This window comes from Anoxybacillus flavithermus, from assembly GCF_002742685.1.
GTDB classification, from domain to species: domain Bacteria; phylum Bacillota; class Bacilli; order Bacillales; family Anoxybacillaceae; genus Anoxybacillus; species Anoxybacillus flavithermus_E.
Genome location: NZ_PEDM01000025.1, coordinates 19,338 through 42,632, shown reverse-complemented (window position 1 = coordinate 42,632; position 23,295 = coordinate 19,338). Strand labels below are relative to the sequence as shown.

19 protein-coding genes are annotated in these 23,295 nt (G+C 43.2%); 5 read left to right on the top strand and 14 right to left on the bottom strand.

Annotation, left to right across the window (positions count from 1 at the left end):
* Positions 1-81 precede the first annotated feature (81 nt).
* Together CS060_RS10495 and CS060_RS10490 are read right to left on the bottom strand one after the other, a co-directional pair.
* Complete coding sequence (locus CS060_RS10495; RefSeq protein ID WP_369795745.1) at positions 82-1,674, bottom strand: S-layer homology domain-containing protein; 1,593 nt, start codon at positions 1,672-1,674, stop codon at positions 82-84.
* Positions 1,675-1,788: 114 nt separating this feature from the next.
* Positions 1,789-5,229, bottom strand: coding sequence for a S8 family serine peptidase (locus tag CS060_RS10490; protein ID WP_099668939.1), 3,441 nt, complete (start codon positions 5,227-5,229; stop codon positions 1,789-1,791).
* Positions 5,230-5,467: 238 nt separating this feature from the next.
* Here CS060_RS10490 and secA2 point away from each other — a divergent pair, with 238 nt between their 5' ends.
* Together secA2 and CS060_RS10480 are read left to right on the top strand one after the other, a co-directional pair.
* Positions 5,468-7,801 (top strand): accessory Sec system translocase SecA2, encoded by a 2,334-nt coding sequence (gene secA2 / locus CS060_RS10485; protein ID WP_035050760.1) that lies wholly within the window; start codon positions 5,468-5,470, stop codon positions 7,799-7,801.
* Between the two features lie 16 nt (positions 7,802-7,817).
* Positions 7,818-8,684 carry an accessory Sec system S-layer assembly protein gene (locus CS060_RS10480; RefSeq protein ID WP_099668938.1) on the top strand — a complete coding sequence of 289 codons (867 nt, stop codon included), beginning with the start codon at positions 7,818-7,820 and terminating at the stop codon, positions 8,682-8,684.
* A 183-nt stretch (positions 8,685-8,867) separates the two neighbouring features.
* Here CS060_RS10480 and CS060_RS10475 read toward each other — a convergent pair whose 3' ends face one another.
* On the bottom strand, positions 8,868-9,317 hold the full coding sequence (locus CS060_RS10475; RefSeq protein WP_035050761.1) for a hypothetical protein: 450 nt from the start codon (positions 9,315-9,317) through the stop codon (positions 8,868-8,870).
* Between the two features lie 191 nt (positions 9,318-9,508).
* On the opposite strand from CS060_RS10475, the gene CS060_RS10470 reads away from it, so the two are divergent.
* Positions 9,509-9,922 carry a helix-turn-helix transcriptional regulator gene (locus CS060_RS10470; RefSeq protein WP_035050767.1) on the top strand — a complete coding sequence of 138 codons (414 nt, stop codon included), beginning with the start codon at positions 9,509-9,511 and terminating at the stop codon, positions 9,920-9,922.
* 22 nt (positions 9,923-9,944) lie between these two features.
* On the opposite strand, the gene CS060_RS10465 is transcribed toward CS060_RS10470, so the two are convergent.
* Positions 9,945-10,337, bottom strand: coding sequence for a coiled-coil domain-containing protein (locus tag CS060_RS10465; protein WP_099668937.1), 393 nt, complete (start codon positions 10,335-10,337; stop codon positions 9,945-9,947).
* A gap of 374 nt (positions 10,338-10,711) precedes the next feature.
* Here CS060_RS10465 and CS060_RS10460 point away from each other — a divergent pair, with 374 nt between their 5' ends.
* Positions 10,712-11,119: a YwpF-like family protein gene (locus CS060_RS10460; protein ID WP_035050762.1), complete on the top strand. Its 408-nt coding sequence runs from the start codon at positions 10,712-10,714 to the stop codon at positions 11,117-11,119.
* A 5-nt stretch (positions 11,120-11,124) separates the two neighbouring features.
* On the opposite strand, the gene srtD is transcribed toward CS060_RS10460, so the two are convergent.
* The 10 genes from srtD to CS060_RS10410 form a co-directional block, all read right to left on the bottom strand.
* Positions 11,125-11,631 carry a class D sortase, LPxTATN-specific gene (gene srtD / locus CS060_RS10455; RefSeq protein ID WP_035050763.1) on the bottom strand — a complete coding sequence of 169 codons (507 nt, stop codon included), beginning with the start codon at positions 11,629-11,631 and terminating at the stop codon, positions 11,125-11,127.
* The gene (locus CS060_RS10450; protein WP_035050764.1) at positions 11,613-12,536 is read right to left on the bottom strand and encodes a processed acidic surface protein; all 924 of its coding nucleotides are present in this window, start codon (positions 12,534-12,536) and stop codon (positions 11,613-11,615) included. Before CS060_RS10450 ends, srtD begins: the two co-directional genes overlap by 19 nt.
* A gap of 60 nt (positions 12,537-12,596) precedes the next feature.
* Entirely contained in the window at positions 12,597-13,943 is a 1,347-nt protein-coding gene (locus CS060_RS10445; protein WP_035050765.1) for an aspartate kinase, read from the bottom strand.
* 49 nt (positions 13,944-13,992) lie between these two features.
* Positions 13,993-14,421, bottom strand: coding sequence for a DUF1284 domain-containing protein (locus CS060_RS10440; protein WP_099668936.1), 429 nt, complete (start codon positions 14,419-14,421; stop codon positions 13,993-13,995).
* 39 nt (positions 14,422-14,460) lie between these two features.
* On the bottom strand, positions 14,461-14,943 hold the full coding sequence (locus tag CS060_RS10435) for a competence protein ComK (protein WP_035049424.1): 483 nt from the start codon (positions 14,941-14,943) through the stop codon (positions 14,461-14,463).
* An 89-nt stretch (positions 14,944-15,032) separates the two neighbouring features.
* A complete protein-coding gene (locus CS060_RS10430; protein WP_257211132.1) occupies positions 15,033-17,129 on the bottom strand; it encodes a methyl-accepting chemotaxis protein in 2,097 nt (698 codons plus the stop codon).
* A gap of 106 nt (positions 17,130-17,235) precedes the next feature.
* Positions 17,236-18,318 carry a polysaccharide pyruvyl transferase CsaB gene (csaB, locus tag CS060_RS10425; protein WP_035049426.1) on the bottom strand — a complete coding sequence of 361 codons (1,083 nt, stop codon included), beginning with the start codon at positions 18,316-18,318 and terminating at the stop codon, positions 17,236-17,238.
* The gene (locus CS060_RS10420) at positions 18,315-20,204 is read right to left on the bottom strand and encodes a DUF5693 family protein (RefSeq protein WP_099668933.1); all 1,890 of its coding nucleotides are present in this window, start codon (positions 20,202-20,204) and stop codon (positions 18,315-18,317) included. Before CS060_RS10420 ends, csaB begins: the two co-directional genes overlap by 4 nt.
* On the bottom strand, positions 20,177-21,709 hold the full coding sequence (locus tag CS060_RS10415; protein WP_035049432.1) for a putative polysaccharide biosynthesis protein: 1,533 nt from the start codon (positions 21,707-21,709) through the stop codon (positions 20,177-20,179). The genes CS060_RS10420 and CS060_RS10415 overlap by 28 nt, the downstream gene beginning before the upstream one ends.
* Positions 21,706-22,440, bottom strand: a complete 735-nt coding sequence (locus tag CS060_RS10410) for a WecB/TagA/CpsF family glycosyltransferase (RefSeq protein ID WP_035049434.1) — start codon at positions 22,438-22,440, stop codon at positions 21,706-21,708. Before CS060_RS10410 ends, CS060_RS10415 begins: the two co-directional genes overlap by 4 nt.
* 100 nt (positions 22,441-22,540) lie before the next feature.
* On the opposite strand from CS060_RS10410, the gene CS060_RS10405 reads away from it, so the two are divergent.
* Positions 22,541-23,137: a hypothetical protein gene (locus CS060_RS10405; protein WP_052025619.1), complete on the top strand. Its 597-nt coding sequence runs from the start codon at positions 22,541-22,543 to the stop codon at positions 23,135-23,137.
* Positions 23,138-23,295: the final 158 nt, after the last annotated feature.

Sequence of the window (23,295 nt, the reverse complement as noted above, 5' to 3'; positions counted from 1 at the left end):
AAAATACCCTTGTACCTATATATTAAAACAGCTTGTCGACTTTGTCGACAAGCTGTAGCGAGGAAGGACAAGCTTTCCTCGCTATTTTTTATCGATTGTTCGTTTTAAAAAGAGGGCAAACTGTCCACGCGTCACAACGTCGTTCGGACGATATGGGTTGTTGATCGTAATTTGATTATAAAACAACGTATTGATCGGTCCATACGCCCAATGGGAAGAAGGCACATCAAAAAACAATTGATTCGTTGTCGGTTGTTCGTACACATCAGCATACACTCTCGTCAAAATTGCTGCCATTTGGGCGCGGGTCATGTAGTCATTTGGATGTAGCTTTCCGTTATATCCCGTCAGCAGTCCATACGCCTCCGCAATCGCCATCTCTTTATACCACGGATCCGTCGGTTTTACATCTTTCGCCTTGATGACATATCCTTCAGGCAACGTCAACTTTAATTCACGAATAAGCATAAGGGCAGCATGACGGCGAAGGAGCCGTTCGTTTGGACGAAATGTTCCATCTGGAAATCCCGAAATAATCGCTCGTTCCGATAATAATTTTGCTGCTTCTTGTAACTCCTCCCCGACGACATCTGGAAAAATCGGGGGAGTAGAAAGATGCGTATCGATCGCCCCATAAGATACACGCAACGTCGCTGAACCGCGGTTAAATCCTTTTGTTGTCGGCTGAACGACACGGAATAATGCCGTATCGACAAACGTTGCTCGAAACAGCCATGATACTTGACTACTTAGTTTCATCCCATCGTATACCGTCTCATTGACTCCTTTTGGCACACTTCCGATATAAATGGAGGCGTAGCGCCCTTCTCCATCTTGTGCGTTTACGTATGCGGTTGCATCGGCATATGTGTAAAGCTTTAGCGCATACACGTTATTTTTCACCGTATAATTTGTCAGCAGTAGTGGAAGCGTAGACGTCGGTTCGTACGGAGCCCCAAGCTGATTTTTCCAATACGTTTGTACAGTCGGAAGTTCAAACGGTGTCGGCAAATGAACGTTCATTTGCATATGTCCTTTTAATGCGCTTGGCGAACCGAATAATTGCACGTAATCTTCGGCGAGTATTTCAGGCATATGCCATTCGTATGCCCCACTCCCGTCCGCGTGAACAGACGGATAGCGAAACAATTCGCGCGCCGCCGCATACTGCGACTGCAGCCATTCGTTCGGAAGGCGCTGTTCTTTATTTAACAAGTAATAAAATGTGAAATGATGCCCATACTCATGTGCGAGCGTCGTCGCCATCTCTTCAACCGTCGTCCATTCATTGCCGCCGTACAAATAAATATACCGATTTGGCAATAAAGCAAGCTTTGGGCTCAGTTGGTATTGCGCAAAATATTGCCCGAGCACGTTTTGTCCTGCCGGGTAATCCGGGAAAATTTTTACGCTTCCTAATAAAGAAAGCTCCGCACCATGTTTATTTTTTAATAGTTCTTGTTCAAGCTGAGCAAGCTTCGCTGTATTCCAATATACGCTATAACTTTCAAACGTCACCCCGCTCGTTCCTTTATAGCGGGCAATGAGCGGATAATAATCTTCGTACGCTTGCGCCTGCGCTTTTTTCGTTAAATCAACGACATGGGCGTGGACAGGCGCGTGAAAAAAGAATAAAAAAATGAATGAAAGCCAAATGAAGCGCATGCGTTGCACGTCAATCACCTCGTTATCTATCAATCTACATTTATGTTAACACGTCAAACGCGACGATGGAAAAGAAAAATAAGGAAGGCTGCCTGTACGCATAGGCAGCCTTTGTATTTATATTTATTTCTTCGTTATAGAGAGCGTATATAGGTTAGCATTTGGCCGAGCAAGCGATTCTTCAACGACGACATAGTACGTTCCTTTTTTCAACGAAAGCGTGCCGATTTCCGCATCGCCGTCGCCGTAATGGTCGTACGTTTGAATGAGGCGTCCTTGCGCATCGAAAATGGACATGACCCCATCCATCGTGCCCGATACATCGAGCTTGAATGTAAATGTGCCGTCTTTTTCAACGACAAATTTGTAATAATCTTTATCGCCGTAGTCAACGACGTTCATGTAGCCACGTGCTTCATACACATTTCCTTTTTTATTGAAAGAAAGCGGTTTTGATGGCACATTGTTTTTCACAACAGATGACGCATCTTCGTCTTTTTTATTGAGCGATTGAATGCCAAATTTATACGACTGAAGCGATAGCCCATTCCACATAAGCGAGTTGACGACGAAGAAGTATCCGACATTTTTCTTCGCTTGGAACGAACCGTTTACCTCATATAAAGGGCTCCAGCCATTCGGGAAAAACATGACAGCTTTGTTGTATTCGTCTTCATCGATCGCCATATTGCCGTTCGTATCTTCAACAACGGATACGATTGGAATTAATGAGCCGCGCAATTGTTTTGGCAGCGATTCGTTCGGTTTGCTTGGCTGTGCAAAAAGCGTCAACAGTTCGTTCGCTTTCCGATGTTTATAGTAGTAATAATCGACATCGTTCGGAAGGACAAAGTTTCCTGTTTTCGTTTCATTCACATTCACAACTGTCGCTTGAAGCGGTTCGTTATTTTTTTCGTTAACATCTTTCGGTGCATCGACGAGCTTTTTCGATGTGATGACATACGGATTGCTGACTGGTTGATAATAATCGTTTTGCACCGACATGTAGTACGTTTTTCCTTCTTCAAGAATTAACGTCCAGTCAGATTGTTTTTTCCCTGTCATCCAATCGAACGGGTAGAACGAGTTGACTGGCACAAAATCGTCTTTTTTCTCATCGTATTCAAACAACAGCGCTGACGGCGTCATATCGTCCGGTGTCGCAAATGAAAACTGATATATAGCGGTGTGCGGAACAGTGAAACGATAAAAGTCTTGATCGCCACTAAATTGGATAAACGCTTCGATGCGGTCGCCAATGTTGTAGACGCGCGCATTTTCTTTAATTTGTGCGATTTGCTCTTTTTCAAAATAGCTCCAACTTCCATCATCACCGATAATGATCATATCGTTTGGCTTGCGCATTTGTTCTTTTATTTTTTCTGTTTGTTCAACAGCGCCACCGCTCGATGGCATCGGTTCACGCGCCGGGAAGTTATCTTCATCTTGCGGCAATGTAATCGCTTCAGCGCTCAGCTGATATGGAATTGCCGAGCCAGCGACTTCTTTCACTTGATTGTTTGTCATTCCATAATCAAGCAACATTGGATAAAATGCTCCCATTGGTTCACTTGAAACTTCAAGCGCGTATTGTACGTTCGGCTGCGCTTCAAACGTCACCGTCTCTCCTTTACCGACGCCGTTGTTGTTGCCTGACGCGATTGGAAACGGAATTTCCTTATATTTTGCGTTTGGATCGACTGGACGATATAGTTCTTCTGCTAAATAAACGTTTAATGACGAATCAATGCCCGGAACCGGCGACAATTGAAACTTCACGATCGTTGGCTCAGCGACAGTAAACAAGAAATAGTCGCGGTCGCCTTCTTTCGCATCTTTTTCTGGCACAAACGTTAAGTTTTCTGCAACAAACGGCAATTGTTCAATCGTTGCTGGATTTTCTTTCGTCAAGCCATCGTCGGCAAGCTCTGTAAACGACTGTACAGCTAATGTATATGTTGACTTTCCTTGCAAGTTGTAGTTGCCATTTGCATCTGTAACGCCGATCGCAAGCACGCCAGATTGCTTGGCGGTAAATAGTTTTGCTTCCATCTCCCCTGCACGACCGTCATTGACTTGAATCGGTTTTTCAGACGTCGTTTTTCCTTCTGGGTAGAAACGGAAGACGAGCTTATAGTCGTATGATTGTGCTCCTTCAAGTAGCGCTTGCACGCTTTCACCTTGTTGAACGTTTACTTTCACCCAATGCACTTCTTCTGGTTTTGTTAACGAACCTATTTTCACGTACGGTTCTTTCGCATCAATGACTGGCGCTTTCGCTAAAATCGTTTCATCGTTCCATTTTTCTTTTTGCGGCACGTTTTTGATATTATATTGTAGCGCCGCAACTGGATTGACTAAACCGTTGCCGTACGTTAAATCGTACCCTTTTTCCCCTAAATCCGTTGCCGTACGTTCTAAAATCCATTCCACTTGATACGGTTTCAAATTCGGATATTTCGATAAAAGAAGCGACGCGATTCCAGCGACAACTGGTGATGCCATCGACGTTCCACTTAACTCCGCAAACGAAGACCCTTTCGTATAGTCATAAATTGGGCTGTATACATCAACCCCCGGTGCCACAATGTCCACAGACGGACCGTAGTTTGAAAACTCCGCAAGTTTATTTTTGCTGTCGGTCGCCCCAACGCTAATAACCCCTTCGTATGAAGCTGGGATGGAATACATATCGGTCGCTTCGTTTCCTGCCGCCGCAACAACAGTAATCCCTGCGTCAATCGCTTTTTGAACGGCTTCTTCTAAAATTGGCGAGCTAAAATAGCCACCGAGGCTCATATTAATGACTTTTGCCCCTTTTTCAATCGCATATAAAATACCTTGGGCGATCGTATAGTCGCTTGCCCCCCAACCGCCACCGAATACGTCAATTGGTAAAATTTTAACGTTCGGATTGACGCCATGTGCACCAATGCCGTTGTTTGCATTTGCTCCGATAATGCCAGCAACGTGCGTGCCGTGCACGTCTTTAATTGGTGCACCTGCTGGGTTAATCGCATTGTAAGCAGGGAGAACGCGCCCTTTTAACTCAGGGTGTTTTGTATCCATTCCTGTGTCGATAACAGCAACAGTGACACTAGACTTCCCAGCAAGTTTTAACGCCTTATCCATATTTAAAAGCGATAATAAATACATATGATCTGCTTTCGGATCAGCGAAACCGAGCCGTTTGTATGTAAAACTTGGTGTTACACGTTTGACAGCTTTTAATTTTGCGTAATTTTTTATCACTTGCTGCATATCTTTTCCTTTTTGCACAGTGACGACGTCATAGCCCAATTGCGGAAATGATTGCTTCAATGTCGCTCCTAAACTGCGATGCACGGCAGCTGGAATGACCTCATTGTACTTCACGATCAATGTATCGGTGCTCACTTGATTTTGCGCCTCTTCAAACCGTTTGTAAGCAAGAGAGGCTTGCCCTTTTGTCACTTGTTTTTTCCATTGGGCAATCGGCGGTTCCGTCGACGCTTGGGCGACCGTCGGCACGATGAGCGCGGAAGCTAAACTAACGGATAATGCGGTCTTCTTCCATTTTTTCATAAAAATCCTCCTTAAAAAGAATGTAACATATGTATTCGCCATAGAAGACAAATACACCTACTATAACGAAAAAAAGACAAAAAAGTTTCATATTTTGATAATTTTTTCTAACAATCTTACAATATCACCCAAGCACAAAAAAGTAAAGAAATATTTTCCGAGGTCGTGAAACATTTTGGGAACAATGGTATACTGTACGTTGAAACGATTTGATTTACAACGAAGGAGAAGGTTCCCGATGTTATCTTACATAAAAAAACTCGTAAACAGCGATGAACGGAAATTAAAAAACTATTATAAAACCATTGCACGCATTAATGAGCTTGAGCCGACATTTGAAGCGTTGACAGATGACGAATTGCGTGCGAAAACAAATGAGTTTAAACAACGACTCGCGCAAGGCGAAACGGTATTCGATGTGCAAATTGAAGCTTTTGCGACCGTTCGAGAAGCGTCAAAACGTGTGCTCGGCATGCGTCATTTTGACGTTCAGCTCATCGGTGGACTTGTGCTTGCGGAAGGAAATATTGCAGAGATGGCGACAGGCGAAGGAAAAACGCTCGTCGCTTCCGCCCCAAGTTATTTGCGTGCCCTTGAAGGAAAAGGGGTGCACGTCATTACCGTTAACGATTATTTAGCAAAACGCGACCGTGATTTAATTGGAAAAATTCATGAATTTTTAGGGCTAACCGTCGGCTTAAATTTGCCGCAAATGTCACTAGAGGAGAAAAAAGTGGCATATCAAGCCGATATTACGTACGGCGTCGGCAACGAGTTTGGCTTTGACTATTTGCGCGATCATATGGCTTACAGCGTTGCTGATCGTGTCCAACGCCCGTTTCATTATGCGATTATTGATGAAGTCGATAGCGTATTAATTGACGAAGCGAAAACCCCTCTTATTATCGCTGGTAAGACAGGCGTAAGCTCAGAGCTAAGTTACTTATGTGCTCGTATTGTAAAACATTTCGTTCGCAACGAAGATTACGAATACGACGAAGAAACGAAAACAGTGAACTTAACCGAACAAGGCATTGAAAAAATTGAAAAAGGATTTGGCATTGATAACTTATATGACCTTGAACATCAAGTGTTGTACCATTACGTCATTCAAGCGTTGCGCGCATATGTGATGTTTACGCGCGATGTCGACTATATCGTGAAAGACGGGAAAGTGTTGTTAATCGACATGTTCACCGGTCGTCCAATGGAAGGGCGCAGTTTAAGCAACGGGCTTCATCAAGCAATCGAAGCAAAAGAAGGATTAGAGTTGACGGAAGAAAATAAAATTCAAGCATCGATTACGATTCAAAACTATTTCCGCCTTTATCCGATTTTATCGGGAATGACAGGAACAGCGAAAACAGAAGAAAAAGAATTTCAAACGTTGTATGGCATGGATGTCGTCCAAATCCCAACAAATCGCCCTGTCATTCGTCAAGACTTGCCCGATCGTGTCTTTGCGACAATCGATGCAAAATATAAAGCCGTCGCCAAAGAAGCGAAACGTGTTCATGCGACTGGACAACCGATGCTCATCGGCACAACATCTATTTTACAGTCGGAAAAAGTGGCGAAATATTTAGCAGAAGAAGGGTTGCCGTTTCAATTGTTAAACGCCAAAAGCGTCGAACAAGAAGTTGAACTCATTTCACGTGCTGGTCAAAAAGGACAAATTACGATCGCGACAAATATGGCAGGACGCGGAACAGACATTATGCTCGGTGAAGGAGTGGCAGAGCTTGGCGGCTTGTACGTGTTAGGGACAGAACGACATGAAAGTCGCCGCATCGACAACCAATTAAAAGGACGAGCTGGCCGTCAAGGCGATCCGGGACGCTCGCAATTTTTCATTTCGCTTGAAGACGACATGTTCCGTCGCTTCGCAAAAGAGGAACTAGAAAAAATGAAAAAATCACTACAAGTGAACGATGAAGGCGAAGCATTAAACAAAGACGTTCATGAATTTGTGAACCGTGTTCAACGCATTTGTGAAGGAAGCAATTTCTCTGTGCGAGAATATAACTTAAAGTTGGACGATGTACTAAACGAACAGCGTCAAACGATTTATACGCTCCGTAATCGGGTTCTTGAAGCTGACAATGTGATTCCAATTGTCGTTCATATGGTGCCATCGTTTCTAGAATGGGAAGTGGCTTACACATGTCCAGAAGATGTCATTCCAGAAGAATGGGACATTGCACGTTTAGTAGAAACCGTTCAAGCAGTCACAAACGAACACATTGATGTAACTGGTATTGTCGAGCGAAACGAAGTAGAAGCGATCGTCCAACAAGCGATCACTTCATGGAAAGAGCGTGTTCATGACTTTGCATATACTGAAGAACAACAATGGGCATTAAAACGTGCTATGCTTTCACTTATCGATTTTCACTGGACAAAGCATTTAGAAGCGATGGAGTTATTAAAAGAAGGAATTGGGTTGCGCTATTACGGGCAAGAAGATCCGATGCGCCAATATGCAAAAGAAGGGTTGGAGCTCTTTACAGCTATGTATCACCGATTAGAAAAAGATGTTTCCCAACAACTTGCTCAGCTTATCTCACAATAAGAAAGGAGATGGAACAATGTTTCCATTTTTCAAAAAGAAAAAACAAGGGGAAGATAGTACGGTACAAGCCGAACAATTATTTGACGGAGCAGCTGAACAACAAGATGAAGACGTGCATACAACATTATCGATTCACCCACTCATGTCACTAACGACGGAACAAAAATATTATTTTCAATACATCAATAACGAATTGCCACCGTTGAAAAAAAATCAAGTATCACTATCGGGGATAGAATGGAAAAAGGATGGAGATCGTTACATTGTGACAGCGTTTATCCGCAACAGTTTGGATCAGCCTATTCGTTTTGACCATATGCCGTTATTGTTCATTGGACCAGACAGGAAAGTCATCGGAAGAAAAATATTCCCGATGAATGAACTTGGCGACATTCCGCCAAAAAGTAGCCGTCCATGGCAGTTTGTATTCACCACGAACGACCTATATACAGAAGACGTTCCAGAAACGGGATGGAGGCTAGCGTTTGAATTAAAAAAGCCACATCGACTAGATTTAGAAGAAAGTTGGCAGCAGCATTTAAAAGAAGAAGACAAGCAAAAACTTGAGCAACTCGTACGCTCCCTTACTCCACCGAATCAAGGTGAGGTAAACGTCATGGGATTACAAGCACTCATCAACAACGAAGGGAATTTAGTCGTCACCCTACTCATTCGTAACGGTAGTGATAAAAACATTACGTTTGAGAAAATGCCGTTAATCGTCGAAGATGCATCGGGGGATGTGATCGCACGCGGAGCATTTACGTTACAATTAGAAGTAAAAGCAAACACAAGTAAGCCGTGGACATTTATTTTTCCTAAATCACTTTTACAAAAAGACGAATTTGACTTTTCCACATGGCGCGCCTACATTCCACAGTAAAAGAAAAAGAGCTGATGTTGTCATCAGCTCTTTTTCTTTGCCTCTGGCCACCAACCGCTCTCTATCGTAAACAGAAGGAAATAGTACTACAGTTATATTTTAGCATCATTTTTTATGTTTAACAAACATATTTTTTGTTTTTTGGTATGATTTTTTTCCTCCTCTTTCATCTCTTACATGAAACTAAAATAAACAATAACGAATTTTCTGCCCAGAACGAATGGAAACTGAGCGGACTGTACATAGGATGGCTCGTTCTTCAGCAGCTGTGAGGTCGTTCATCGGTGCGGGGATGTAGCGCTTCTCGAGGTCATTCCAACGTTTGACACATACTTGTAATTTCCCTTTTCCAAACAAAAGCGTCACGACAATCATTAGTTGATCATCTATCGTTTTAAAAAATAAAAATACATCATCTTTTGTTGTACATGTAATCATGCGATAGCGAATTGGTTCCAGCGGCAACTTTTCGATCGGTGAGATAAACTGAAGTGAATCAGAAAAGTGAATCGGTTCAATTGTTCGGGACTCGTGAAAAGGAGGATACGGTTTCTCTTTAATAAGCACTTCACACGTTTTTCCCCCTCCCTTCGCTTGATGAACAATGAAATTCGAAAAATAAATATTCACTATTCATCCCCTCCTTCAAGTTTTTCCAATGTATATTTTTACATTTTATGAATATTCAATCAACTTTTTTCGACAAATATATCATCAGTTTTTGTTCCATTTTCGAACATTTTGTTTGATATACGTAAAAAAGAACGAAAAAATCCCCTTTCTTCTTCTATTGTAAAAAGAAAAAGGGAATTTGGTGGAAGATGATGTTACAACATATTGGTGAACAAATTCGACGTTTGCGAAACGCTCACGATTGGACGCAAGAGCAATTCGCACAACGATTAAACGTATCTCGTTCTAAAGTGAGCAAATGGGAAAACGGTGAGGTGCTCCCTGATTTGCAATCGGTTATCGATATGAGTAATATATTTCGTGTGAGTGTTGATTTTTTGCTCGGTAAACATCCGACAGATGAACAGCTATTACAAGAAGTGCGATTAGCATATGGCACGAATGAAATGAGCGATGAGCAGCTATCTGTGATTCGTTACATGAATGAACAGCGCGAGCTTGCGAAACGGCTATATGCATTGCAGTCGTTACCTTTACATAAGCGGAAACGGGTAGAAGAAGTGATCATAAAGATGATCGATGAAATGATTAAAGCATTGAAATAAAAAAAGGGGCGTTTTTTGCCCTTTATTCAATTCCAATTAATTTTTTTAACCGATACACATCTGCTTCTGTCTGCCATTGCTTTTGTGCGTGCAGTTCAAATTTATCATGCAGCTTGTCCACTTTTGTTTCTAATTTTCCGATACGCACATGCAGTTCTTTTACTTCCTCACGTATTTCTTGCTTGAAACTTTCCATTTCTGCACGCATCTCTTGCTTGAAGCTTTCCATCTCTGCGCGCATCTCTTGCTTGAAGCTTTCCATCTCTGCACGCATCTCTTGCTTGAAGCTTTCCATCTCTGCACGCATTTCTTGTTTGAAGCTTTTCATCTCTTGTTTTAAGCTTTCTATTTCCCCACGCATTTCACGTACTTCATAAAGCAATTCTTTCACCGCTTGTAAAACTTGGCTTTCCATTTTTCATTCACCCCTTTCTACTCATTTTACCCCTAGCATACCACTCCTACAGTAGGTGGTCAATTGAAAAAAGAGGCTAGCGGAGAGGATGCTAGCCAAATTGTGAGGGAGCAGTAAGAGGACACATTTTGGAAGGAAGTTGAGAGGAATTGCTTTTTATCACCTCCTCGGTTCATATCATACAAAAATATAAAAATGATGTAAAATTCCGATTTTTCAATTTTCAAGCCAATTTTTTTGTTTTTTTGCCGTTTTTCGGCCGTTTTTGACAAAAAAAGCGCCTAAAAATTCAATTTTCACTTTTTCTTTTCTTTTTTTGTTGCCTGTTGTTCGTATGGTATAATAGAGACAACTACTTTTGCGAGGTGGATGCGGTGAAAACATTTAAGCTCGTTGCCCTCACACTATTGCATGACCAAAAACAAGACATTCCGCTCATTGATGGGTTAATGATTAATAAGGAAGATGAAAATAAACGGTGGCTGATCGAAGCGTATGTCGAGCAAACGTATCGCGAGCTATTTACATCGTTAAAAGAAAGCGGAACGACGTTTGATGCGCTTGTAACCATTTCGCGCAAAACGAATGATCCTGCTCATGTGCGTGCGACCGTTCGCTCCGTAACAATGATGGGTGAACGAATGAGCATCTTAATGGACGCAGTGATCATCAAACGTTCGAATTTAGCTGAAGTCGTGTTAGAAGACCTAGTTCAACGCGGGCTTCACGGTGAAACGCTCCTGCAACAATTTAAAGAACAAATGCATACGAAAAGAGGCTAATTGTTTCAGCCTCTTTTTTGTTTGGCAATAATAACGTATCGGTTCGGCGCATCCCCTATCCAGCGAAACGGATAACATGTAATTAACGTTAGCGTCGGATGTGCTTTCGGGACGAACACCGTTTTGTCATCTGGCTTCACGATACGAATATGCTGAACGACATACGTCCATGTTTGATCGTTCATGCGAATGACTAACTCATCTCCTAATTGAATGTCAACGAGCTTGCGAAATACTGTATCACGATGCCCTGCTAAAATCGTATGGTTTCCTTCACCAGGAAGGTCGCTTCGTTCATCGTACGCTACACCTTTATTTAACTGTTGCAGCCCTTCATAAATAGGCATTGCTATGTTTAGTTTTGGCATAAACAGCGTACCGATGGCATCGCCTTGTTGGGCAGTGGGTTTGTCGCTTCGTTGTACCGCCTCATACGCCTTATGCCAGCCGAAGACATTCGCCCAAATGAACGATGCACTAAAAAGAAAGAGCACTATCGCAACGGCTCGCATCGTTTTCCCTTCTTCCATAACACGAAGCTTATAAAAAGTAATGCGACACCAATCAATATGTTTATTCCGTATGAAGAAGCGGTTTTTGGCATGCGCGCAACAAGCAAGCCGCTTTCTAAATCAATTGCCATCTTACCGATATGCGCGAGCTGTTCACTTGCATCAATAAGCGTACTCGAATGAATTCGCTCATACGGAATATATAAATCAGCCACCAATGTTCCGTCATCATCATACCATTCCATCACAACAGACGCAGTGGCGGTTTGAAATTGTTCAAATGAAATCGGTTTTCGTCCATGCTCGTTCACTTCATACACTTTCGCTTGCAGACGATAAAGCGACAGCCATTCGTTCCAAAGGCTAATCATCGTTTTTTGTTCTTGCGTTGTTAACGGTTTGGATGGGTCACGCAATACGAGCGTTTGCATTTGTTCATCGAGACGTTCAAGCGTTTGTTTCGCAGACGGAGGCGTCCGTTCCACTAAACGACGAATTTCATCTTCAGTTAGTCCAATTGTCGCTAAAATGTCGGTCATCGCTTGCATCGCATCGTAACGGTCGCGGTAAAACGATAAGGCATACGCTAAATCTTCAATAAACGTATACTGTTGCAGTTGTTCGCCAAATTGCCCGAGAAGCGCTTCCGCTTCTTCTTGCGTCATATCATACTGCAGCAACAACGCATCAAGCCGATCAGGCGTGATAGGAGTGCCTAATTGTTTTTTCAGTGCTTCCAACGAAGAAAAGTCGTTAATCGTCATATTCCATTTCGCTAAATAGCGCGTTAAATCGTCCATCGTCCAACCGATGTCTTGCACGTATTGTCGCAATGCTTCTTCAGAAATGACCGCTTGCACAGGTGTTGCGCATAACAAATAAATAAATAACCATAGCACGCGCATGTATTTTCCTCCCTTATGTGTGCTATGGTTATTTTGTTCGATTATTCCATTTTTATACGATTAGAAATATACTTCGTATAAGGCGCGCACCGCTTTTTCAACCGCATCAGCTTTGACGCCAAACATCATGCTTACTTCCGAAGAGCCTTGGTTAATCATTTCGATGTTGACGTTTGCGCGAGCGAAAGCGGCTGTTGCTTTAGCGGCAATACCGACGCTGCGTTCCATTCCTTCCCCGACAACCATAATAAGCGCTAAATCCCGTTCGATCGACACTTCATCGACGCGCAATTCTTTTACAATGCGGTCTAATACGCGGCGCTCCACATCGCCAGCTAATTGTTCTTCACGTAAAATGACAGACATGTTATCGATGCCTGATGGTGTATGTTCATATGAAATGCCTTCATCTTCTAAAATTTGTAGTAGGCGACGCCCAAATCCGATTTCACGGTTCATTAAATATTTGCTGACGTTAATGCTACAAAAGCCTGTATCGCTGGCAATACCTGCGACAGGACGCTCGCGATGATCTCTCGTTGCAACGATCATCGTCCCTTTCGCTTCAGGGTTGTTCGTGTTTTTGACGCATACCGGAATGCCACGGCGGTATACAGGTTCAAGCGCTTCATCGTGGAAGACGGAAAACCCAGCATACGACAATTCGCGCATTTCACGATATGTTAATTCTTTTAGCTGGCACGGATGCTCGACGATTGATGGGTTGACACAGTAAATAGAATCGACATCCGTAAAGTTTTCATACAGCTCAGCATCAACACCTGCGGCAACGATCGAACCGGTAATATCCGAACCGCCGCGTGGGAATGTAACGATATGTCCTGAACGCGAATAGCCGAAAAAGCCCGGAATGACTAAAATACCGCTTCTTTCTTTTAATTTTGCCAGTTGTTCATATGATTCAGGCAAAATTTGTGCATTGCCTGGTTCATCCGTCACGAAAATGCCAGCATCTTTCGGACTGACATAATGCGCTTCATAACCGAGCTGGCGAAGATAGTGCGCCATTAATTTGGCGTTGTTATCTTCTCCGCTTGCTTTTAACGCATCAAGTAAACGCTCGGGCTGATCGTCATACGTATCAATAATTTGTTGCAAACTTGCCGAAATGACGTCTAAAATGTCGCGCGACAAATGTAAATCGGTCACGATTTCGTCATAGCGCGCGACAACTTGAGCAAGCACCCCTTCATACAAGTCGTCTTCAATGACTTTTTTCGCTAATGTAATTAACAAATCCGTCATTTTTGTGTCGTTTTTAAAACGTTTTCCCGGCGCAGAGACGACGACAAATTTGCGCGCTTCGTCCGATGTGACGATGTTTGCTACTTTTTGAAATTGCTGTGCATTGGCAACAGAACTTCCCCCGAATTTTGCTACTTTCATATGCCATAACCCTTTCTTTCTCATTTTATTTCATTATCATAGCACATCTTTAATCTTTTTTGTCAGAAAAATTTTTCAATTCCCGTATTCCTTCTTTGCAAACGCCGTACGATAGCCACGAACATCCTGCACAAAGCACATCTAAGTCACTCGGTTCAACCGCTTGCTTCGTTCGTTCAATTAACTCAGATTTCATATATACTCGGTTTTCTTCGAGCTGTAAATGTTTGAGCACACGTCGGTCCATCGCCAACACATGAGCGTTCGATTGTTCATCTGCTTCACAGCGATCTACCCCATGATGGGGACACGTATAACACGCTTCATCAAGAGCTGCGATGACGCGAATCGGACCATCTATATAATCATTACGCATAAACGCAACGATTTCCGTCATCTTTTCTACGAATGATTCGCTATATCCCATACCTTGAAAGCCGTGTACGCATAATAAATGATGTCCTCGCAACGTTCGCATGATCGTCCTCTTTTCTTTCTGTCCTCGAAATATTATACACTACTTTTCATAGTTATGCATCATTCTTTGTTGTAAAGTAAAAATAAGCATCGCTGTTTTATACATTTTCCCTTCCAACGTTCCTTTTTGTATATCGACAATAAGTTCTTGTTTATTTTTTAAAATGACTTTCGTTTTCTTTTTTTCATACGGTTGTATCGTCTTGATGTGGGATGGTGCAATCCATATGCATCGGTCGCTGTCAGGAGAACATGTTGGAAAGAAGTAGAGCCGAAGCGCTTCACAAACGGAGATTGGAACCATTTGCCGAATGCCGAGAATATGTTTTGCTGCATGTACTTTCCCTTCATATGTACTTCCGTAGTAGCGGCAGCTTTGTTGCATAATTTCTTTCGGCGGTTGCTCTACCTTGTACGTGTTGTACAATTCATAAACAATCGTCCCAAGCCGACCGTATGAATCGTATTGTGGAACAAGCGCAGCTGTTTCTTCCATGATAATGTACTCTTCCATCCGTTCCATCCAAACTCCCCCTCACAAATATACGTTCGCCTTTATTATAATGAATTTTCATAATTTTAACAACAAAAAATCTCGGAGAATCCCCGAGATTATACAGTAAATTGCTTCCCTTTTTCCGCTAAATGTTGCGCTTTATCGCTTAATGTTTGCACATTTGCAGCAATTTCTTGAACGGCAGAAAGTAGTTGTTCGTGGGCTGCTGCCGCCGTTTGTGTTTGTCGTTCTGCTTCTTGTGCGATCGTTTCTGTCTCTTTCATCGTCAAGGCAAGCTCGTCAAATGCGCCCGTCATTACTGCTATTTTTTGAGCGACATCGTCCATTTGTACCATGACGTCACTTGTCGTTTGTTGAATGCGGTCGAACGTCTTATCTGCTTCACGCGCTAATGTCATACTTTTTTCTGATTCATGTCGCACATGTTGCATCGCCTCGACCGATTGTGCTGTATCTGTTTGTACTTCTTGTAACAATTCGCGTATTTGTTTAGCGGATAACGCTGATTGTTCCGCCAGCTTCCGTACTTCATCCGCCACGACGGCAAATCCGCGTCCGTGCTCACCTGCGCGCGCCGCTTCGATCGCTGCATTTAACGCGAGCAAATTCGTTTGATCCGCAATATTTGTAATCATCGTCGCCATTTGGGCAATGTCAGCGGAACGTTGATGCAACGCTTGAATCCATTCGCTTGATTGCGTAATGAAATCATTCATCGTTTTCATTTGTTCGATCATTTTATCCATCGCTGCCGTTCCTTTTTCCGCTTCGCTCGTCATCGCCCGCGCCGCTTCTGCTGCTTGTTGTGAGCGAGATAAAATGTAATTTGTATCCTCAACAAGCGTATGAACAGCCTCGACGTTTTGTTGCGCCCACATGCGCTGCTTGCTCGATCCGGCAGCCACTTCTTCCATCGTTGCACCGACTTGTTCCATTGCGTGTGCCGCTTCTTCTGTAATTGCCGTCAATTCTTGGGCTGATGCAGACACATCTTGCGTCAATTGTTGGTTAGCGCCAATCATCGAACGGAATGAAGCAATAAGCGATTGAAATGAGCGGGCAATGTGTGCAAATTCGTCGTTCGATGCAACGGACAATTGCACCGTTAAATCGCCGCTTGCCGCTTGCATGCTCGCTTGTTCAATTGTTGCAATTTGTTCGCGCACCGCCATATAAAAAGCGATAAATAAGTAAATGACAACCGCCACCGCAAGTGAACCCGCACCAATTGTTACCCATTTTTCAAACATGACTGCCTCATATTCATGTTGTAAATGGTTTTGGAACGCAACTAGTGAAAAGCGAGAAAGCTCATGTAATTTTTCAAACGCATCGTTCGTTTTCTCATATAGCTGAACGGACGTTAACGAAATATGATTTGTTTGTAAAAATTCACGTTGAAACAAGCTCACCATGCTTAATAAATCTGTCGAGATGACGTCGTTGTATTGTTGCACTTTTTTACGCATCGGTTCATCATCGACAAAAAGCGGCGCGGTCGAACGGCTAACGGTTTGCATCGCTGTTTCTAATACGTTCGTCCAATACGTCATTTTCGAACGTTCGATTTCGTACAATTCGCTTTTTAACGTTAGCTCTGCCGCAAACGATTGTGCTCCTCCGATCATTTCCGTAAGCAACGGAACTTGTTCAACTACAAGACGCGCTAAATAATGATTGTTCATATCGTTATCAAGCGATACGTTGGAACGATCTGCAATGTGGAGCAACATTTTTTGCAAGTCGTAAATGAGCGCATTATGACGTTTCGTCGCTTCAGATACAGTGAACGTTTTCCAATTTTCTTGTATGTCATTCATTTGTTGCAAAAGTTGTTTCCATTGCTCTTCCTCAATAAACGACGCTTGTTGTTGTTTATGAGCCGTTTGCATCATCGCCATCGATTTTTTTATCATTTTTTGTGCTTCGGCAACGTTCGCTTCATCCCCATGGCCAAGAAGAACGGTCGTCGTATATTCGCGATGTTTTTGTATGCCATACATCGCATCAATCATCGGAGCGATGTATGCGATGCCTTGTTGTTCTTTCTCAATAAACGTTTCTTTATGTATCAACAGTCGAACGTATAAGACGCTGACTGCAAACAATGTAAACATAAAAATCGTTGCTAACAACACGAACTTTTTACTAAAAGGCAAGCGATTCAGTAATTTTTTTCCTAACGTAAACACTGCCTCATCCACGCTCCTTACGAAAACAAGATGTGTGTATTGTTTTCTATTTTATCAGACGATTCGTAAAAATTATATAAAAAAAATAAAAATTAGGCCATTAGACCTAATTTTTATTTCGAAACAACGCTAGTGCTTCTTTAGCGGTTTGTTGGGCGGTTCGTTTTAGTGATGCTACAGCACGAATCATCGCTTCTTTTTGCTCTTCTCTCCCTGCCATGCATTGTTGGATATATGAAAATAGTGCTTCACCGTCCCAGCGATCATCTTCGACATGTGCAAATACAGGTTGATTCGCTTGACTAGAAAACGCGTCAATTTTCGGATCGTATGATAGCGCAATAAACGGCGTATGGCCGACCGCTGCGAAAATTAAAGCGTGCAACCGCATCCCGACAAGTAAATGCGAACTTGCAATCATCGCCATCTTTTCTTGTATGCTTGCATCGTAAGGCGCAACGAAAGCATGTTCTTTCATCATGGTCAACACGCGGCGGGACGTTTGATCATCGTGATGTCCGTGCATAGGGATGAATACGACATCAAAACCTGCTTGAACAGAGCGATCAAGCGCAACGGCTATTTTTCTTTCAAAATCTCGACCGCGCGCCCAATCACGTACTGAAACAGCGATGACAGGACGTGTAAACGATTGTGCTTCCCACCAAGCTGTCGGTGATGTCGGTGGCTCGAGTCCCATCACTGGATCAGGCACGACTGTCATCGGTTTTTTTACACCTAACATTTTCAATAACTCGGCAGATGGCTCATCGCGCACCGTTAGGCGATCAACTCGATTTAACGTCCATTTCATGAGCCATTGGTTTTGCTTTTTATTGACAGGTCCCATCCCTTGCGCATAAACGATGACTGGCTTGCCTAACCATTTCGCGACTTGCATAATTCCTGTATAGTACGGAATGCTGCGCCATCCGGTTTGATCTTGAAGCAAACTCCCACCGCCACTAATTAAACCGTCACTATGACGAAGAGCTTGAACGATGTCGCCGATTCGCCAACGGTTCACCGCATGAACGCCATATGTTTTTTCTGTAAAGGCAGGATCGTTGGAAAGCACCGTCACTTGCACATTTGGATCGTGCGCACGGAGAGCTTGAATAATCGCATATAAAATTGCTTCATCGCCAACGTTATGAAAACCGTAATATCCAGATAGTACAACGTTCATCGTATCACCTTTTTCCATACCCACTCATATACGTAAATAAGCGCGGTACCGATCAATAACCCAAGGCCAAGACTATACATCGTGCGAATGAACGAAATAAAAAGTGGGATGTGCAAATGTGTAAATGTATTGATCATAGATAGCCATCCGATCGTTCCAACGATAAGGAGAATAGCCCCCAGCTTTTTTTGCTTATTTATGACAAATAACGCAAGCAAGTACGCTGGAAAACCGAGCAAAAACTCTTTCGTGCGCGGACGTACGTACAACCATTCTTCTAACTTTTGTCTCGCAGCTAACTCAAACGCACTTGCCGTTCCTGCATTGCCAGAACGTAACACGTAGTACGCTAGTAAGGCTAGAACAAAGAAACTTAGGACAACATGTCCGATCGTAATCGGGTGTTTCCATAGCCGCTTTATAAACGGAAGAAGCGGCTCTTGAATAATCGAAGGTAAAACGAGCATAACCATCGCTACAAGCGGAACGACGTAAACGAGTTTGACACCACGAAACCCTTCACCGACATAAGCCATATACTCATTTCCGTACAACATCGTCACAATCCAACTTATTCCGACAAACGAAATCGCAATGGCACGACCATATCCCATAAAGGTACCGCGCCATCCTTCCCGAACGGAAGAAGGTTTAGCGGCATAAACGGGCGTGACAATCGCTACAAGCAAGGCTAGTGCTTTCAACGCTAAATCGATTGCTAACACCGTGCCAGCGAGCCCAAGAACGAATGCGCCTCCTGCGGCAACAAATGCAAATAGCGGTGATACGAGCGAACGAACAGCGAGAAAAACGAAAGCTGTCGCCCCAACAATAAATCCGATCGTTGCCATATTCGAGCGTTCAATTGGCGCGAACGGTTCACCTTGTCCGAGCGCGTAATGGCTTGGCATATGTTGAACGATTTGCTTCATCACTGTTACGGTTTTCTCAATATTTTGTACTGTCTCTGCAGATGTATATGGACGAATAAATAACGCGCGTATATTTCGCTCTTTAATGGCACGAATAGCGACATCGACCGCTTCATCCGGCTTCCGTTGTTCTAAATTTAGGCTATGCAAGCGAACAACACGCACAGCCATCGCTTTCGCCAATGTTGTCAATCCTTTTGCTTCATAAAACTCAGTTGACAACAAAACATATCCTGCTTCCTTCCATCTTTCCCCCCATTTTTCGACATCCGCTGGATACCCAGCCACTTCTTCTCCTGTCGGAAGCAGTTTAAATATATGTTCATTTTTTAACGTTTCTACTTGTTGAAGTACGCGTACACTCGCTTCGTTCATCTCGCGTGCATCTGGAATACGAAGCACGACCATGAAACCTTGTTCAATGAGACGAGCAATTTTCGTTTTGTCGTATCCGAGTGGAACGCGTTCAATTTTTTTCGCACTTCCTTCAATTATATAATACGTTTTTCCATTTACTTGTACGGCTCTGACATCATCACCAAATGTTTCTTGTAGCAATGAAACGATCGGCGTATCATCAAGTGGATAAACGACAAGCCCGCGCGATGGAAGATGATCGACCGTTTCATTCAATAAAACGAGTGTATGTTTCAATTCATCCATCTTTAACAGCAGGACATGTCCTGATTTTTCAAGCGAATCGAGCGTTTCTGCTTCCACGCTAACTGTTGTTAAACCTGCCTCTTTCAGTTGCTTCCATACATCTTCTTCATTTTCTTCTTGCAACCATACTTCAATTTCATCGTATGGCATAATCATTTCGTACGTTCGATTGTTCCACTCTGCTCCATGCCGGTTCACGAGTGCTGGGGCAATGAGCATAAGCGAAATGGCAATGACGAACAACAACCATTTTTTCACACGCTTCATCCCTTCTTCGTTTGATTGAACCATTGACGAAACTCTTGAATTGTCACCCCGCCGAGTGCGATGACGATTCCAACATAAAACAAACCGCCTCCGATTGTCGCTATGACTACGTAACCAAGCGAAGCCATTCTTCCCCACGTCGGGGAGATGAAAAATACACTTACTCCCATTACGAGCGAGGCAAATAAATAAATGATGGCCTTCCGATTCCAAAACGAAAGCGTCATGCGTTGGCGAATCGCAACATGGTTCGCCCATGTAATAAAAGCATATGTGACAAGCGTTGACATGCCAGCACCGACTAAGCCATACCAAGAAATGAACAACATATTTGTTCCCCATTTCACGAAACAGCCGATTAAAATAATTCCTGCGGCACGTTTTGACTGTCCAATCCCTTGTAAAATCCCTGTTCCAAGCAAGGCAAACGATGTGAATACGGAGCTTGCTAAAACGACAGCCATCGTCAAGCTTCCTTCGTTATTTGTAAATAAAGCGATATTTAACGGAACGGTTACAGCCGCTAATCCTGCCGCAATCGGCCACGATAAAAAGTGCGATAGCTCAAACGATTTTTGAATCGTTTGTTGTGCTTGTATTGTTTCCCCTTTGGCCATTTGTTTACTTAATAGAGGAATAAGCGGAAGCACGAGCGAAGATGAAAACACCGTCGCTATTTGCACAAGGGCTGTTCCGCGGCTATATAATCCGAATAAATAACTCGTTTCGCTCGCTTCTGTCCCATGCCAACGAAGAGCAAGCGGGACGGAAAGCGAATCGACTAAATTTAAAAATGGCATCGCAAGCGCACCGAGTGCAATCGGGATCGATAACGCTAAAATCGTTTTGCTCGTTTGTATCCATTGCGCGCGCGAAAGCTTCACGCGTATCGGACGATAAGGAGAGCGGGCATACAACACCCGCAAGTATACGAGACTAGCAAGCGCACCAAGCGGTGATCCGATCATAATTCCTCCAGCGATGACATCATCGGGATATGCGGCTTTAACCATATAAAAAGCAACAAGTAAAATAAAAGCGACGCGCACAAATTGCTCGAGCACTTGTGACGTGGCAGTCGGCTTCATGTCCTCAAGCCCTTGAAAAAATCCACGATATACGGCCATATATGGTGAGATAAGTAGCGTCGTCGCTACGACAATGATCGCAAATTTCGCTTCCGTACCACCTAGCGCTTTCGCAATCGATGACGAACCGCCTGCAAGAAGTGAAAAACTGAGCATCCCGAAACTAAATGCCAATATGCTTGCGGTTTGCACAAGACGTGCGACTTCATCTTCTTTTTGCTGGGCACGCGCTTCCGAAATTAATTTTGATACAGCAATCGGAATTCCAGCAACCGATAAAATTAACGCAACCATATAAAGCGGATAAACGAGACTAAAAATACCAAGTACTTTGTCTCCTGCAATGTTTTGTAATGGAATGCGAAAAATGCTGCCAAGCACTTTTGAAATGATCGTTCCGATCGTTAAAATGATCGTTCCTTTAACAAATGATCGGCTCATTTTCCGACAACCTTTTGCTTTAAAATCGTCCACGCAAAGCGCGGCAATGCCAACATACGTTTTGCTCGCGTCGGCTGCTTTACTAAGCGATACAACCATTCGAGATTTAGACGAATCCATAGTTCAGGTGCTCGCTTAACCACCCCAGCAAGCACGTCAAAGCTTCCGCCAACCCCCATCCATACACCTCGTCCTACCGTCTCTATATGTTCCGCAATCCATTGCTCTTGTTTTCCCATTCCTAATGCAACAAAAACGAAATCTGGCTGTGCTCGTTTCACTTCTTCAACAATTGTTTTGTCATTCCAATCAAAGTAACCGTTGCGTACCCCGACTACATGAACATTTGGATAGTGATTTCGAATATGCTGTGCGGCGGCTTGTACAACTTCTTCTTTTGCGCCAATCATGTATACGCGATATTCGTGTTCATTTGCAAGCTGCAAGCATCGGCATAATAAATCGTAGCCAGCGACACGCTCAGGTAAAGGTGTGCCAAGCAGTTCAGCCGCTTTGACAACTCCAATCCCATCCGCAACGACATAATCTGCTTGTCGAATCGTTGCCATATATGACGCTTCTTCTTTTGCTTTCATCACAATTTCAGGATTGGCCGTGACGATAAAGCAAGGCTTTTGTTGTTTGACGCGCTCATGAACGACGGCAACCATGTCATCCATCGTTGCGCGCACAAACGGGACTCCAAGTATATGAACCGTTTGAAACGACATACAAAACGCTCCTTCAATTCAATTGTTCGACAACATTATTAATGATATCACATGAATATGACATTGACTATTTCTTCTTCGTGATAACATTGGTAAACTAATGGTATACATATACGTAAAAGAAAGGGCTGCATACACGATGGAATGGACAAAAGACACGGTGAATCGAACAGTGATGGCACTCGTACAACAACTGACAAAAGACTGGACGAAAACGAAGGTACACTCGGAAATATTAGAAATTTTCATGAATATGCGCTTAGAAACGAAAACGGAGGACGAGTATGTTTCGTTGCTTTTAACGAACGTCGCTTTTGCGACAGAATCAAGCTTTGCATTAAACAAAATATTTGAGCTTATTTTATTAAATAAACAATTCCCACCTGCCGAAGCTGTGCAAGCTTGGCTAACAGATGCGCATGAAAAAATTCAAGAACAACTGCCAACGTTGCGTGATGTGTATCGAAAGCATTTTAGCGATGAAGAAAATATAAAACGGAAGCTTGAGCTAAGCTATTGCCCTGTCTTATTAAGCAATCGCATCAAAACGGATTTTATTTTCGCCTTCATTCACGAACAAAATCAACCGATGATGAAAGACTTTTTTGACGCCGATCCAAAAGCGGTGCTTGAAGCGTTGCATCATATTAGTGGCTTTTTTGCAAGCATGATTTTAGAAGACATTGAACTCATATAAGAAAAGCGCAAAGCGCCCGCCTATCGGCGAAGAGCGCACAAGCCCCACCGAGGAGGCTGTCGCCGCCGCAGTGTGGGGCGGAGCGACTCGAGCCGATAGGCGCTTGGAGCTAGACATCAATTCGAAATTTTATACTTTCTTATCTTTTAAAAAAGGGA

Bases quoted from the DNA above. Each gene is read 5' to 3' on its own strand.
- CS060_RS10490 (WP_099668939.1), bottom strand. From the start codon at position 5,229: ATGAAAAAATGGAAGAAGACCGCATTATCCGTTAGTTTAGCTTCCGCG.
- secA2 (WP_035050760.1), top strand. From the start codon at position 5,468: ATGTTATCTTACATAAAAAAACTCGTAAACAGCGATGAACGGAAATTA.
- CS060_RS10480 (WP_099668938.1), top strand. From the start codon at position 7,818: ATGTTTCCATTTTTCAAAAAGAAAAAACAAGGGGAAGATAGTACGGTA.
- CS060_RS10470 (WP_035050767.1), top strand. From the start codon at position 9,509: ATGTTACAACATATTGGTGAACAAATTCGACGTTTGCGAAACGCTCAC.
- CS060_RS10465 (WP_099668937.1), bottom strand. From the start codon at position 10,337: ATGGAAAGCCAAGTTTTACAAGCGGTGAAAGAATTGCTTTATGAAGTA.
- srtD (WP_035050763.1), bottom strand. From the start codon at position 11,631: ATGCGAGCCGTTGCGATAGTGCTCTTTCTTTTTAGTGCATCGTTCATT.
- CS060_RS10450 (WP_035050764.1), bottom strand. From the start codon at position 12,536: ATGCGCGTGCTATGGTTATTTATTTATTTGTTATGCGCAACACCTGTG.
- CS060_RS10445 (WP_035050765.1), bottom strand. From the start codon at position 13,943: ATGAAAGTAGCAAAATTCGGGGGAAGTTCTGTTGCCAATGCACAGCAA.
- CS060_RS10440 (WP_099668936.1), bottom strand. From the start codon at position 14,421: ATGCGAACGTTGCGAGGACATCATTTATTATGCGTACACGGCTTTCAA.
- CS060_RS10435 (WP_035049424.1), bottom strand. From the start codon at position 14,943: ATGGAACGGATGGAAGAGTACATTATCATGGAAGAAACAGCTGCGCTT.
- csaB (WP_035049426.1), bottom strand. From the start codon at position 18,318: ATGAACGTTGTACTATCTGGATATTACGGTTTTCATAACGTTGGCGAT.
- CS060_RS10420 (WP_099668933.1), bottom strand. From the start codon at position 20,204: ATGGTTCAATCAAACGAAGAAGGGATGAAGCGTGTGAAAAAATGGTTG.
- CS060_RS10415 (WP_035049432.1), bottom strand. From the start codon at position 21,709: ATGAGCCGATCATTTGTTAAAGGAACGATCATTTTAACGATCGGAACG.
- CS060_RS10410 (WP_035049434.1), bottom strand. From the start codon at position 22,440: ATGTCGTTTCAAACGGTTCATATACTTGGAGTCCCGTTTGTGCGCGCA.
- CS060_RS10405 (WP_052025619.1), top strand. From the start codon at position 22,541: ATGGTATACATATACGTAAAAGAAAGGGCTGCATACACGATGGAATGG.